The sequence below is a fragment of the Nocardioides sp. genome, from assembly GCF_016462705.1.
Classification (GTDB): Bacteria; Actinomycetota; Actinomycetes; order Propionibacteriales; family Nocardioidaceae; genus Nocardioides.
Window position 1 is genome coordinate 1 of record NZ_JAEMSS010000112.1, and the last position, 14,114, is coordinate 14,114.

Consider the following 14,114-nt stretch of genomic DNA (forward strand, 5'->3'; position numbering starts at 1 on the left):
GACCGTCGAGGTGCCCTTCGAGGAGCTCAAGCCGAGCCTCGACGCGGCCTACCAGCAGATCGCCAAGCAGATCAACGTCCCCGGCTTCCGCCGCGGCAAGGTCCCTCCGGCGATCATCGACCGCCAGATCGGCAAGGGGGCGATCCTCGAGCAGGCGATCAACGACGCGCTGCCCCAGAAGTACCGGGAGGCGCTCGAGCAGAACTCCCTCGAGCCGCTGGCCCAGCCCGAGATCGAGGTCACCAAGCTCGACGAGAACGAGGGCTTCGAGTTCACCGCCGAGGTCGACGTCAAGCCCGAGTTCGAGGTGCCGGCGTACGACGGCGTCGCGGCCAGCGTAGAGGACGCGGTCGTCTCCGACGCCGACGTCGAGGAGCAGCTGGACGCGATGCGCGAGCGGTTCGGCACGCTCAGCGACGTCGAGCGTCCCGCGGCGGACGGCGACTTCGTGGTCATCGACCTGACCGCCACCCAGGACGGCGAGCCCGTCGACGGTGCGGAGCTGACCGGGATGAGCTACCGGGTCGGGCGCGGCGGCATGATCGACGGCCTCGACGAGGCGCTGGTCGGCATGGCCGCCGGCGACGCCACGACGTTCACCACCGAGCTCGTCGGGGGAGACCTGGTGGGCCAGGCGGTCGAGGTCTCCGTGTCGGTGACCCAGGTCCAGGAGCAGGAGCTCCCCGAGGTCGACGACGACTTCGCGCAGGACGCCTCCGAGTTCGACACGCTCGAGGAGCTCACCGCCGACCTGCGCGAGCGCCTCGGCCGGGGCAAGCGGCTCGAGCAGGCCGCAGCCGCCCGGGACGCGGTCCTCGAGGCCCTGCTGGAGACGGTCGACATCCCGCTCCCGGACACGCTGGTCGCCGACGAGCTCACCGCCCGCCGGCAGAGCGTCGAGCAGCAGCTGGCCTTCGCCGGCATCACGATGGAGAAGTACCTCGAGGACGAGGGCCAGACGGTCGAGGAGTTCGAGGCCGACCTCGAGCGCCGGGTCCGCGACGCCATCACCGCGCAGTTCGTCCTCGACGCGATCGCCACCAAGGAGGAGCTCGGCGTCGACCAGGAGGAGCTGAGCTCCCACATGATCCGCCGGGCCCAGCAGTCCGGTCAGGACCCCCAGGAGTTCGTCAACCACATGCTCGAGCACGGGCACCTGCCGGAGCTCGTCCAGGAGATCCGCCGCGGCAAGGCACTCGCGCGGATCGTCGAGTCCGCCGTGGTCACCGACGCGTCCGGCAACACCGTGGAGCTCAAGGGCCTGCAGCCCGACGGCACCATCCTCGACGTCGAGGAGGGCCCCGCCGTCGAGGCTGCCGACGAAGCCGCTGACGAGGCTGCTGACGAGGCCGCCGAGCCGGAGACCCCCCGCGAGGAGTGACCGGCCCGCCTCGCGCGCGCCGGCTGCTCGAGCGTGACGCAGAGCTGACCCAGGGCACCGCTCTGCTCGACCGGCTGACCGGCGGGCAGGGCGGTGCCTTCTGCGTGCTGGGTCCCGCCGGGGCCGGCAAGACCGCCCTGCTGCGGTCGCTGGCCGAGGACGCCGCGACCCGCGGCGCCCGCACGCTCACGGCGACCGCGGGTGAGCTCGAGAGCCATGCGCCGTTCGGGGTGGTCCGCCAGCTGCTCGACCGCGCCGTGGCCGAGATCCCGGCCTCGGAGCGGCCCGCCGACGGCCCGGCGGCGCTGGCGGCTGAGCTGCTGATGCTGTCCGAGCCCGCCCGCCCGGTCGAGCAGTCCGCGATGTTCACCAGCCTGTTCTGGCTGGTCGACGCCCTGGCGTCGGCGCGGCCCGTGGCCCTGGTGGTGGACGACGCCCAGTGGGCCGACGAGGCGTCGCTGCTCTTCCTGCGGCATCTCCTCACCCGGCTCGACGGTCGGCCGGTCCTCGTGGTCGTCGCTGCCCGGGACGTCCACCCCGACCGCCGCTCGCCGGCGCTCGCCGCGCTGGTCGCCGACCGGGACATCACGACCGTGCGCCTCCAGCCGCTGACCGCCGGGGCGGTGCACGCCTTCCTCGAGGACGCCTGGGGACGTCCGGTGCCCGAGGACGTGTCCGCCGCGTGTGCCGAGGTCACGGGCGGCAACCCGTTCCTGGTGTCCACCGTGGCGGAGCTCGTGGCTCCGCAGGAGGACGGCCGCGAGCCGGAGGTCGACCACGTCCGGGACGCGGTCCCCGGGTCGGTGGTGGACTCGGTGGTCCACCGCCTGACGGCGCTGCCGACCCTCGAGCGCGAGCTGGCCAGGTGGGTCGCGGTGCTCGACACGGCACCCGGACACCTGGTCGCGCGCCTGGCGGGGGTCGAGGCGCAGGCCGTCGCCGAGGCCGCCGACCGGCTCCGGGACGCGGGCCTCCTCGCTCCTGACGACCTCCTCGAGTACCGGCACGCCCTGCTCCGGTCCGCGGTCTACGCCTCGATCCCGGTCGGTGCGCGCAGCCTCCTGCACCGGCGGGCCGCCCGGGCCCTGGCCGACGAGCCGGACGGGCTGCACCGGGCGGCGGCCCAGCTGCTCGTCGCCGACGGCCAGGGCGAGGAGTGGGCCGTCGCCCACCTGGTGCGGGCGGCGACGGCGGCCACCGACTCGGGTGCGCCGGAGGCGGCGGCGCGCCTGCTGGAGCGGGCGGTGGCGGAACCCCCCGGGCGGCCGGAGCTGCCGCTGGTCCTGCTCCAGCTCGGGATGGCGCAGCTCCGCGCCGGCGACGCGGCGTGCGTGGAGTCCCTCGAGCGTGCCGAGCAGCTCGTCGACGACCCGGTGCAGCGCGCGCAGTGCGCCCTCGCGCTGTCGATCGCCTACAACTTCGGCGGCTTCTACGACCGCTCCGCGGACCTGCTCGAGCGGGCTCTGTCGGGGCTCTCGGACGCCGACGGCGACCTCGCCCTCGTGGTGGAGGCCTGCCTCGTGGCGGCGGCCCTCCAGGTCCCGGGCCGGGTCGCCGGGGCCCGTCGCCGGCTCGACGCCCGGTCCGGCCTCACCGGCGCCACCCCGGGCGAGCGGATCTTCCTCGCCCAGCAGGCGTCGTACGCGAACGCCACCGACGTCGAGCTCTCCCGCGTCCTCGACACGGTCCGGCTCGCGATCGGCGACGGGCTGACCCCCGAGCAGCACCCCGACACCCACGAGTGGGCGGTCATCAGGCTCCAGCTCGCCGCCACCGGCCAGTACGCCGAGGTGGTGGCGCTGTGCGACCGCGGCCTCGAGGTCTCGGCGGCGGCCGGGTCGGTCATCGGGTTCGTGTCCGGCTCGCTGGTCCGCGGGGTCGCGCTGCTGTGGTCCGGGGACCTCGTCGGCGCGGAGCTGGACCTGCGCAACGCCCTCGCGCACGCCGACCTGATCCCGGGCGGGACGCTGGTCGGAGCGATGGCCGGGGCGTTCCTGGCCGAGCTGCTGGTCGAGCGCGGCGAGGTCGGCGACGCGCTCAGCCTGGTCGAGTCGCTCGACGACGACGAGTCGATCGCCTTCAACGGCGGGATCCACCTCCTGCGCGCCAGGGGGTTCGTCCGGGGCGCCGCCGGCGACCACGAGGCGGCCCTGCGCGACCTGGACGAGTGCGCGGCGCGACTGGCCGCGCTGGAGGTCGACTCGCCGACCTGGTGCTCCTGGCGGCCCGTCGCGGTCGCCAGCCGCTGGGCCCTCGGCGACGTGGACGGCGCGCGGGGGCTGGCGCGGGAGGACGTCCTGCACGCCGAGCGCAAGGCCGCGGACGTCGCCCTGGGCGTCGCGCTGCGGGTCGAGGGCCAGGTGACCGCCGAGGAGGACCCGGTCCCCGTGCTCGAGCGGGCGGTCGAGGTGCTGTCCGGCACCGAGTCCCGGCTCGAGCTGGCGCGCGCCCAGGTGGCCCTCGGCGCCGCGCTGAGGCGTGCCGGGCGGCGTACCGAGGCCCGGCCCGTGCTCGCCGCAGGCCGTCTGCAGGCCACGCGCAGCGGAGCCACGGCGCTGGCCCGGCTGGCCGAGGAGGAGCTCGCCGCCGCGGGTGGCCGGCCGCGCCGCCTGGAGATCACCGGCACCGGGGCCCTGACCGCCAGCGAGCGCAGGGTCTGCGAGCTCGCGGTGGCCGGGCTGCGCAACCGGGAGATCGCCCAGCGGCTGTTCATCGCACCCAAGACCGTCGAGGTGCACCTGTCCCGGGCCTACCGCAAGCTGGACATCGCCCGGCGCGAGCAGCTCGCCGCGGCGCTCGAGGGCTCGCTCCCCGAAAAGTAGGGGTGGGCCCCTGACGCGGCACGGGCTCCGGGCCGCGAGGTTGTCCCCATGCGCCGGAATCTCGGACGCCTGTGTGCGCCCTTCGCCCTCGTCCTGCTCGCCCCCCTCGCCGTCGTGGCGGGACTGGCCGCCACGCTGACCGTGACCGCCACGTCCGCCTCGGCCGACCCGGGGGTGGACGACCCGAGCTGGTACGACGGTGCGAACGCGAACAACCTGGTGACCAACTGCGCCTCGCTCGGCGTGCTGAGCACGCCCTACAGCGAGCCCGGCGTCGCGACGTACACCGGCTACCTCGCCGACCCCGACGACGCGGCGCCGGGCGTCAACCAGGGCACCTACATGCGCTACGTGGTCTACGGGCTCGGCTCGCCCTGCAACGGCACCTACTTCGCACCGCACTTCCGGCTTCCCTCCGGCGTCTCCTTCGACAACACCCGGCCGATCAACTGCTTCTACGACGGGCAGAACGGGACGAGCGACACCACGGCGTGCCCCCAGTGGGGCGGCAACTTCTACAGCGACGGCTACTACAGCTACTACCGCAGCAACCTGCAGGCCGGCCTGTGGCCGGTGGCGCAGGGGCACGTCTGGGAGTTCCGGCTGCCCATCAAGTCGAACCGGGTGGTCAGCGGCGAGACCATCTACACGTTCGTCAAGACCATCGACGGCAACGACGACCTGACCCTGGCCGTGACCGCCCCCCTCTACGTGTTCGGCGGCGCGGGCTCGGGCCAGACGACGATCATGTACGACCAGCCGTCCACCAAGCCGGAGGCGCAGCTGCCGGACGGCTCCGGCGCGCCGGCGTACGGCGTGGTGTCGCGCTACCAAGGCGTGATCAGCGGCCAGGGCGGCGAGGCGCTGGCCGAGCTCGGCACCTCGCCGAGCAACCTCGACCGGTTGGTCAGCATCCCGATCTCGGCCGGGTCGTTCCAGGCCTACGAGCTGTGGACCGACTGGTCGGACGTCGGCGTCCTGCAGCGCGGCACGACGTACTACTGGCGGGGCGGCTTCAAGCCCACCGGCCAGGCTGCGACGTGGGGCGAGGTGCAGAGCTTCACGATCCCCGCGACGACGTCCTGCCAGGGCAAGCAGGTCACCGTGAACCTCGGTCTCGGCGAGCTGCCGACCGCCGGTGCCGACGTCATCCTCGGCACGGACGGCGCCGAGACCATCACCGGGCTCGACGGCAACGACACGATCTGCGGGCTGGGCGGCGACGACCGGATCCTTGGGGGGAACGGCGACGACGTCGTCGACGCCGGAGCCGGCAACGACACGGTGGTCCCGGGCGCCGGGGCGAACCGGGTGGTCGGTGGCGCGGGCGACGACACGGTGCTGGCCCTGGGCGGTGACGACGACGTCGACGGCGGTGCGGGCACGGACACGATGAGCTACGCCGGCGCCGACAAGGGGGTCGTCCTCGACCTGGCGCGCTCGGCTGCGCAGCGGACCGGCGGTGGTGGGACCGACACGGTGCGCGACGTCGAGCACGTCATCGGCGGTGACGCCAAGGACAAGCTCTCCGGCAACGGCACCGGCAACCGGCTCGTCGGTGCCGACGGCAAGGACAAGCTCATCGGCCGGGGTGGCAAGGACGTCATGGTCGGGGGGAAGGGCAAGGACCGCTGCGACGGTGGGCCCGGCAAGGACAAGGCCAAGGGGTGCGAGGTGAAGAAGAACATCCCCTGACCGAGGACACGCCGCCGCTGCCACCGCCGACCAGTCGGCGGGGGCAGCCGCAGCTGTGTCCGGGACCTCCGGGTCAGACGACCGGGATCGACACGAACGCGATGCTGGTCGCGGCACCGGTGCCCGGGGCCTCGCAGACCAGGGTCGGCGACAGCGCCGCCGTGGTGGTCACGACCGCCACCAGGGTGAACGAGTTCCGGCCGCCGCCGGTCGGGAAGTCGAACTGGCCCTCGTCGAGCACGTTCCCGCCCAGCTGGATGGTGCAGCTCCCGAGCCCGTCGGACGTGCTGACCAGGTTGACCGTCGCGGTCGTGACGTAGGTCCCCACCGGGAGCGACTGGGCGCCGACCTGGACCTGCGTGTTCGCGGCGAAGTTGGCGTTCGGCGCTTGGGTCGAGTGGACCTTTGGCAGCGCCGCGGGGCCCTGCGGGCCGGCCGGTCCCGGCACGCCCAGCTGCTTCTTCACGGCCTTGGCCAGGTCCTTCTTCTTGACGGTCCCGTCCTTGAGCTGCTTGGTCGTCACCGTGCCGGCCTTGATGGTCTTGCCGTCGATCATCTTCGCGGCGGTGGCCGTGCCGGCGACGCCGAGGGCCAGGACGACCGCCAACAGGAGCAGGGTCAGTGGGGAGGGGCGGCGCTTCATCGTCAGGATTCCTTCCGGTCTGCCGCACCCGAGCGGCACGGCTACTGGTCGACCCTGGGGCCCGGCGGCGGGCGGCGCATGAGGAGCCGTCCCTCACTTCGACATCGGGCCGTGCCTGGGGGACCCCCCACGACTACGGTGCGACGTGTGACGTCGTCGGGGCTCGTCGAACGGGAGACCGAGCTGCAGGCCCTCGCCGACGCCCTGGCGGCCGGACGCTCCGGCGGAGGTCGCCTGGTCTTGGTGGAGGGGCCGGCCGGGATCGGCAAGAGCCGGCTGCTCGATGCCGTCGCTCACGGTGCCGCCGTCGCCGGGGCCACTGTCCTGCGGGCGCGGGGAGGGATCCTGGAGCGGGACGTCGCCTACGGCGCGGTGCGCCAGCTGTTGGACCGGTACCTGGCCGCGCTCCCGGACGACGAGCGGGCCGACGTGCTCAGCGGCGCGGCGGCGCACGCCCTGCCCGCCCTCGCTCCGGCGGCTGCGGCGGGGTCCGGCGAGGGGCCGGTCGCGGCGACCGAGCACGGCCTGTTCTGGACGGTGGCCCACCTTGCCGAGCGGGCGCCCCTGGTGCTGGTGCTCGACGACGCCCACTGGTTCGACGCCGCGTCCCTGAGGTTCGTCGTCTACCTGGTCCGCCGGCTGGTCGACCTCCCGGTCGTGGTGGCCGTGGGGATGCGCCCTGACGACTCGGGCGCGGCCGCACCCGACCTGCTCGCCGAGCTGCTGCTCGAACCCGGCGCCGTACTGCTGCGCCCGGCCCCGCTGAGCGTGTCCGGGATCGGTCGCCTCCTGGCCGACCGGATGGGACCGGACGTCGCCCCGGAGTTCGCCGCGTCGTGCCACCACGCCGTGCGCGGCAACCCCTTCCTGCTCACCCAGCTGGCCGGGGCCCTGGTCGCCGATGGTGCCGAGCCGACGGCGGCCAACGCCCCGCGGGTGCGCGAGGTCCGTCCCCGGACGATCGCCCGGGCCATCCTGCTCCGGCTGGCCAGGTTGCCACCCGGTGCGACCGAGCTCGCCCACGCGCTGGCGGTGCTCGGCTCGAGCGCCGGGGCGGACCAGGTGGCGGCGTTGGCGGGGGTGGAGCCGGCCGAGGCCGGCCCCGTGCTCGACACGATGGTGGCCGAGGAGATCCTGGCCGGCGACCTGGCGCTGGAGTTCGCGCACCCGGTGGTCCGGGAGTCGGTGTACGCCGAGCTCGGGGCGGCCGAGCGGATCCGGTGGCACCAGCGGGCCGCGGACCTCCTGGTGGGTGCCGGAGCCGATGCGGAGCGGGTGGCTCCGCACCTGCTCGCGACACGGCCCGCCGGACGCGCGGACACGGTCGCGGTGCTCCGTGAGGCCGCCCGGACCGCGACCGAGCGCGGGGCGCCGGACATCGCGCTGCGCTACCTCGAGCGGGCGCTTGCCGAGCCGCCGGACCAGACGGTGCGCGCCGACGTCCTGGTGGAGACCGGGACCGCCGGCTTCCACGCCGGTGCTCCCGCCGACGGCCCGCGCCATCAGCTCCGCGAGGCGCTGGGCCTGATCGCGGAGCCGGAGCGGCGGATCGACGTCTGGCTGGCCCTGTCCCGGGTCACTGCCATGGAGTCCAGCGTGCCCGGCTCGGTGGCGGTGCTGGAGGAGTCGCTCGCCGACCTGGAAGGTCTCGGCCCGGAGGCGCTCGCCCCCCTGTTCAACGAGCTGTGCGGGTTCGGGATCACCCACCCGGACACGATCGAGCGGGCGGTGGCCCGCCTTCCCGCGGTGCCCCCCACGTCCGGCGAGGCCCTCACCGCGCGGCTCGCCCTGTGCAACCTGGCGGCTCTGTCCGCCTTCCGCGGCGATCCCGCCGTCGAGACCGACGGCCTGGCCCGGCTGGCGCTGGCCCAGGGACAGCTCATCGACGACCTGGGTGCGGGGAGCAACATGCTCCACCAGTTCGCGTTCTGCCTGGCGGCCACGGACCCGTCCGATCCCTGGACCCGGGTCGAGACCGTGGCCCTCGCGCGGGCGCAGGAGAGCGGCTCCGCCTTCGCCATCACCGGTGCGCTCGGCGTGCGGGCGTTCACCTCGTTCCTCCGGGGCGACCTGGTCGAGGCGCAAGGGGACGCCGAGCTGGCGCTCGCGGTCCCGGGGGTGCCGCCGTTCGTGCTGCCGGCGATCAGCGGCTTCGTGTGCCTGGCACTGGTGGAGCGCGACGACCTGGACGGTGCCGAGGCGGTGCTCGCCCAGGCCGGTCTCGGCCCCGACCTGCCGGAGATCCTGCACATGACCTTCGCCTACTGGGCCCGCTCGCGGCTCCGGTCGGCGCAGGGCCGGTGGGCCGAGGCCCTCGACGACCTGGAGGAGTTCGGTCGCCGTGCGGAGCGCGTGCAGCTGCGCACCCCTGTCTTCCCCTGGCTGTCCGACGCCGCGCTCGTGCTCGCCCGCCTGGGCCGGCCGGAGGACGCCGCCGAGCACGCTCGCGCGTTCGACGAGCGGGCCAGACGTCTGGGCACCGCCCGGGTCCTGGGCACGTCCGCCCGCACCCGTGGGCTGCTGACGGGAGGGGATGCAGGTCGGGAGCTGCTCGAGGAGGCGGTGCGGTGGCACACCGGGTCGCCGGCCCGTCTGGAGCTGGCCCACTCGCTGCTGGAGCTGGGGGCGGCCGAGCGTCGGGCAGGTGACCGCGGGCGCGCGATCGAGACCCTCGGCCGGGCCTCCGAGCAGGCCCGGGCGTGTGGCGCGACCCGCCTGCTCCGCCGCGTCGACGAGGAGCTGGCGCTGGCAGGTGCGGCCGGCCGCACGGCGGCGGTCGCAGGCGTGGAGTCACTCACCCCGGGCGAGCTGCGGGTCGCGCGGATGGCGGCGGAGGGCCACACCAACCGTCAGGTGGCCGAGGCGCTCTTCGTCTCCGCCAAGACCGTGGAGAACCACCTGGGCCGGGTCTACGCGAAGCTCGGCATCTCCTCGCGCACCGCTCTCCCCGGCGCCCTGGAGGAGCCCGGGACCAGGCACTGAGGGCCTCAGGGCCGGGCCGGGACCTGGTCTGGGGGATGCTCCCTCATGCGCGACGGCCCCTGGTGCCCCAGCCTGGGTGCATGACGACCGAGGGCCGCAGCCTGCGGCTGGAGATCCTCCCCGGGCCCGGGCCGGTCCAGGGCCGGCTGGATCCCGGCACCGGGCCCGCGCGGGAGTTCGTGGGGTGGCTCCAGCTGCTCGAGGTGCTCGCCGAGGTCATCGACGCCGAGTGAGCCCGGAGAGTCGGGTGCACATCCGTACACCGAACGGCTAGGGTCCCACCCCATGACGACGGCCTCCGGCCCCCGCCTGCTCGACGCCGCCTCGCTGCTGGCCGAGGTCGCCGACGAGCTGGTCGTCCGCACCGTGCAGGACACCCATCTCGCGGTGCTCGACCGGGCCCCGGCCGGCCGGCTGCACCGAGGGATCGCGGGAGCCGTCTACACGGGGCTGTCCCGTGGGCTCGGCGCGGCGAGCCGCGGCCTGGACCGGGCCGCCGCGGCCGGGGTCGGGCCGAGCCTGGAGGCGGGTCCGCACGGCCGGTTCGTCAGCTCCGCGGTCAACGGGCTCATCGGCGACCGGCTGCTGCGCGAGCGGCCGCAGCTGGCCATCCCCATGGCGGTCCGGCGCGGCGGCGCCGACGTCGGACTGGACCCGGACTCCCTCGCGACGGCGTACCCCGACGCGACGGGACGGCTCGTCGTGTTCCTGCACGGGCTCTGCGAGAACGAGTCCTACTTCGAGCGCCATCGCCAGCGCACCGGGACGACGTACGCCGAGATGCTGGCCGGTCTCGGCTGGACACCCCTGATGCTGCGCGCCAACACGGGGCTGCCGCTGCGCGAGAACGGCGCCGCGCTGGCCGCGCTGGTCCAGCGCGTGGTCGACGGCTGGCCGATGCCGGTCTCCCGGATCGCCCTGGTGGGCCACTCGCTCGGCGGCCTCGTGATCCGAGCGGCCGGCGCGGTCGCGCACGCTGTCGACGAGCCGTGGAGCGACCGGGTCAGCGACGTCATCACCCTCGGCACGCCGCACCTCGGCGCGCCGATCGCCTGGGGGATCGGCCACGGCTCCCGCGGCCTCGGCCGGGTGCCCGAGACCGCGGCGTTCGGCCGGATCCTCGACTGGCGGTCGCAGGGCGTCCACGACCTCGTCGCCGGGCTGGCCGAGGACGTGCCCCCGCTGCCGCACGCGCGCTACCGGCTGGTCGCCGCCACCGTGACCGCCTCGCCACGCCACCCGGTCGGCCACGTCGTCGGGGATCTGCTGGTCCGGCCGCGCTCGGCGCACGGCCGGGACCGGCACGGCCGCGAGCTGTTCCCGGACGCCGACGTGCTGCACGTCGGCCGCACCGACCACTTCGGGCTGCTCAACCACCCCGAGGTCCACGCCGCGATGCGGCGCTGGCTGGCCTGACCGCCGCGGACAGCGGTCAGCAGACCGCCTGCTCCTGAGCGAGGGCGGCGGCCATCGCGGCCCGGGCCCGCTTGATCTTCTGGTTGAGCCTCTTGATCTTCTTCGTGAGCCGCTCGACCTTCGCGGCCTTCCCGGCGTCCTTGGCGCGCTGGCGCTTCTCCTTCGTGTAGCCCTTCTTCGTCTTGTGGGTGAAGAAGTCGGACCTCGCGGCCGCGTAGGCGGCGCCGGCCTGCTCGCACGGCACGTTGCGGATCGTCCAGACCCGCTCGGCGGGCGACGCGTCGGTCTGGCCCAGCACGACGGAGCGCACCCGGAACACGTGTCCGCCGGGCGGCAGGTCGTAGGTCGCCGAGGTCGCCGCCGGGCACGCCCCGAACGGTGCGTCGTCGACCGAGCACTCGTAGGTCGCGCCGCCCTCGTTGGCGGTGAAGGTGTAGGTCACCGGGCCGGGGAGCAGCACCGCGCCGTTCTCGGGCCCGGAGGTGATCTCGGTGTCCGCGGCAGCGGCCGGGCCGGCGGTGGACATGACCAGGAGGGCCGCGACCAGCGGCACCGTGACGAGGGTTCGCACCGGCCAAGCGTGTCGGAGCGGGTGTGGGGCACGCCATGGCCCGATCGGGCCATCGCCTGCCACACTCCGCAGCGTGAACGCACCAGCTGACCGCGTCGCCGACCGCGAGCTCCGGGCCGAGGCCACCATCGCCGCACCGCCGGAGCGGGTGTGGTCGTTGATCACCGACGTGTCGCGGATGCCGGACTGGAGCCCCGAGCTGCTGCGGATGATCCCGCTCAAGCGGGGTGGCATGCGCCGAGGCCAGTGGTACGTCGGCATCAACCGCCGCAAGGCCGTCGTCTGGCCGACCCGCAACGTCGTGGCGGTCCTCGAGCCGGGCCGCGTGGTCGCCTGGGACACGACCTCGAGCGGGGCCCGGTGGATCTGGGAGATCACGGCCGCCGGGGAGGGCACGCACGTCGTGCACCGGCGTCCGGTCCCGGAGAAGCTCACGCTGGTGAGCAGGCTGTTCGCTCCGGTCTTCCTCGGCGGCAGCGTCGAGCACGCCGACGAGCTCGAGGCAGGGATGGCCGCCACCGTCGAGCGGCTCAAAGCCGTCGCCGAGGCCTGACACGCCGACCAGCGACGTACCCCCGGAGGAAATCCGCTGTCCGCGAACACCGCGGACACGCCCGTGGAAGTGGGGGTGCGGCGGGCTAGTGTCGCCACGTGACCCAGACTTCTCAGCCCGCCTATCCCGTCGCCGGGGGCGCCGGGATCCAGGTGCTCGACGACCACATCTACCAGCGGCTGCTCCGCGAGCGGATCGTCTTCCTCGGTTCCGAGGTGCGCGACCAGAACGCCAACGCGATCTGCGCCCAGCTGCTGCTCCTGTCGGCCGAGGACCCCGACGCGGACATCTTCCTGCACATCAACAGCCCGGGCGGCTCCGTCGACGCGGGCATGGCGATCTACGACACGATGAACTACATCCCCAACGACGTGGCCACCGTCGGCATGGGGCTCGCCGCGTCGATGGGGCAGTTCCTGCTGTGCGCCGGCACCAAGGGCAAGCGCTACGCGCTGCCGCACTCGCGGATCATGATGCACCAGCCGTCCTCCGGCATGGGCGGCTCGGCCTCGGACATCAAGATCCAGGCCCAGCAGTCGCTGCACATCAAGAAGGTGCTGCTCGAGCTGATCGCCCAGCACACCGGCCAGACCGTCGAGCAGATCGAGACCGACGCCGACCGGGACCGCTGGTTCACCGCCCCCGAGGCCAAGGACTACGGCCTGGTCGACCAGGTCATCACCAGCGCGCGCGAAGCCGCCGACGACGGCCGCCCCGCGCGGCAGAAGAACTGAGGACCCGCATGAGCGCCCAGAACGACCTGTCCCCGTCGATGAACTACTACATCCCCCAGTGGGAGGAGCGGACGTCCTACGGGTTCCGCCGCATCGACCCCTACGCCAAGCTCTTCGAGGACCGCATCATCTACCTCGGCACGCCGATCTCCGACGACGTCGCCAACGCGGTCATCGCCCAGCTGCTGTGCCTGCAGTCGATGAACCCCGACCAGGACATCAGCATCTACATCAACAGCCCCGGTGGCTCGTTCACCGCGCTGACCGCGATCTACGACACGATGCGCTTCATCAAGCCCGACGTGCAGACCGTGTGCCTGGGGCAGGCGGCCTCGGCGGCCGCGATCCTGCTCGGCGCCGGCGCCAAGGGCAAGCGGATGGCGCTGCCCAACAGCCGCATCCTGATCCACCAGCCCTACACCGAGGGCACCTTCGGCCAGACCTCCGACATCGAGATCCAGGCCAACGAGATCCTGCGGATGCGCGAGCTGCTCGAGAAGATGATCAGCGACCACAGCGGCCGCTCCATCGAGGAGGTCAGCCGCGACATCGAGCGCGACAAGATCCTCACCGCGGAGGGCGCCGTCGAGTACGGCCTGATCGACTCGATCCTCGAGTCGCTCAAGGGCACCCCGGCGCTCGCGACCACCTGATCCGACATTGACCTGAGAGTCACCGGGTACCTGACCAGACACCCCGCGTCTTCACCCCCGTTCGGGGGAGGGAGAGGGTACGGTCGTCAGGGTTCGGTCGGCCCGCCAGGGGCTAACGCACGCCGACGGCGAACGAGAGGATGAGCACCTGTGGCACGCATCGGTGACGGTGGTGACCTGCTGAAGTGTTCCTTCTGCGGGAAGAGCCAGAAGCAGGTCAAGAAGCTCATCGCCGGTCCCGGCGTCTACATCTGCGACGAGTGCATCGACCTCTGCAACGAGATCATCGAGGAGGAGCTCAGCGAGGGCACCGAGGTCAGCCTCGACGAGCTGCCCAAGCCCAAGGAGATCTTCGAGTTCCTCAACTCCTACGTCATCGGGCAGGAGCAGGCCAAGAAGTCCCTGGCCGTGGCGGTCTACAACCACTACAAGCGGGTGCAGGCCGGTCTCCAGCCCATCTCCGGGCGGCACAGCAAGGAGGAGGTCGTCGAGGTCGCGAAGTCCAACATCCTCGTGATCGGACCCACCGGCTGCGGCAAGACCTACCTGGCCCAGACCCTCGCCCGGATGCTGAACGTCCCGTTCGCCATCGCCGACGCCACGGCGCTGACCGAGGCCGGCTACGTCGGCGAGGACGTCGAGAACATCCTCCTCAAGCTCATCC

The 14,114-nt window shown here is 73.4% G+C and carries 12 protein-coding genes; 10 read left to right on the forward strand and 2 right to left on the reverse strand.

From position 1 onward, the window contains the following. The 3 genes from tig to JHD21_RS14330 all read left to right on the forward strand — a co-directional run. Positions 1-1,381 (forward strand): trigger factor (gene tig / locus JHD21_RS14320; protein WP_292676553.1); only part of this gene is annotated, 1,381 nt, incomplete at its 5' end. Continuing rightward, on the forward strand, positions 1,378-4,203 hold the full coding sequence (locus JHD21_RS14325) for a LuxR family transcriptional regulator (RefSeq protein WP_292676555.1): 2,826 nt from the start codon (positions 1,378-1,380) through the stop codon (positions 4,201-4,203). The genes tig and JHD21_RS14325, both read left to right, overlap by 4 nt. Positions 4,204-4,251: 48 nt before the next feature. Next, complete coding sequence (locus JHD21_RS14330) at positions 4,252-5,898, forward strand: hypothetical protein (protein ID WP_292676557.1); 1,647 nt, start codon at positions 4,252-4,254, stop codon at positions 5,896-5,898. 73 nt (positions 5,899-5,971) lie between these two features. Here the strand turns inward: JHD21_RS14330 and JHD21_RS14335 are convergent, their stop codons facing one another. Beyond that, positions 5,972-6,541, reverse strand: coding sequence for a hypothetical protein (locus JHD21_RS14335; protein ID WP_292676558.1), 570 nt, complete (start codon positions 6,539-6,541; stop codon positions 5,972-5,974). Positions 6,542-6,688: 147 nt separating this feature from the next. On the opposite strand from JHD21_RS14335, the gene JHD21_RS14340 reads away from it, so the two are divergent. The 3 genes from JHD21_RS14340 (at position 6,689) to JHD21_RS14350 (ending at position 10,939) form a co-directional block, all read left to right on the forward strand. Then, complete coding sequence (locus JHD21_RS14340; protein ID WP_292676560.1) at positions 6,689-9,523, forward strand: AAA family ATPase; 2,835 nt, start codon at positions 6,689-6,691, stop codon at positions 9,521-9,523. Between the two features lie 80 nt (positions 9,524-9,603). Beyond that, positions 9,604-9,756 carry a hypothetical protein gene (locus tag JHD21_RS14345; RefSeq protein ID WP_292676562.1) on the forward strand — a complete coding sequence of 51 codons (153 nt, stop codon included), beginning with the start codon at positions 9,604-9,606 and terminating at the stop codon, positions 9,754-9,756. Between the two features lie 52 nt (positions 9,757-9,808). After that, on the forward strand, positions 9,809-10,939 hold the full coding sequence (locus JHD21_RS14350) for a hypothetical protein (protein WP_292676565.1): 1,131 nt from the start codon (positions 9,809-9,811) through the stop codon (positions 10,937-10,939). Positions 10,940-10,955: 16 nt separating this feature from the next. On the opposite strand, the gene JHD21_RS14355 is transcribed toward JHD21_RS14350, so the two are convergent. Continuing rightward, positions 10,956-11,510: a hypothetical protein gene (locus tag JHD21_RS14355; RefSeq protein ID WP_292676567.1), complete on the reverse strand. Its 555-nt coding sequence runs from the start codon at positions 11,508-11,510 to the stop codon at positions 10,956-10,958. A 73-nt stretch (positions 11,511-11,583) separates the two neighbouring features. On the opposite strand from JHD21_RS14355, the gene JHD21_RS14360 reads away from it, so the two are divergent. The 4 genes from JHD21_RS14360 to JHD21_RS14375 form a co-directional block, all read left to right on the forward strand. Continuing rightward, positions 11,584-12,063 carry an SRPBCC family protein gene (locus JHD21_RS14360; RefSeq protein ID WP_292676569.1) on the forward strand — a complete coding sequence of 160 codons (480 nt, stop codon included), beginning with the start codon at positions 11,584-11,586 and terminating at the stop codon, positions 12,061-12,063. Between the two features lie 98 nt (positions 12,064-12,161). Next, positions 12,162-12,797: an ATP-dependent Clp protease proteolytic subunit gene (locus JHD21_RS14365; RefSeq protein WP_292676571.1), complete on the forward strand. Its 636-nt coding sequence runs from the start codon at positions 12,162-12,164 to the stop codon at positions 12,795-12,797. An 8-nt stretch (positions 12,798-12,805) separates the two neighbouring features. Continuing rightward, on the forward strand, positions 12,806-13,450 hold the full coding sequence (locus tag JHD21_RS14370) for an ATP-dependent Clp protease proteolytic subunit (protein WP_292676573.1): 645 nt from the start codon (positions 12,806-12,808) through the stop codon (positions 13,448-13,450). Positions 13,451-13,600: 150 nt separating this feature from the next. Continuing rightward, a partial coding sequence (locus JHD21_RS14375; protein ID WP_292676575.1) for a ClpX C4-type zinc finger protein occupies positions 13,601-14,114 on the forward strand: 514 nt, incomplete at its 3' end.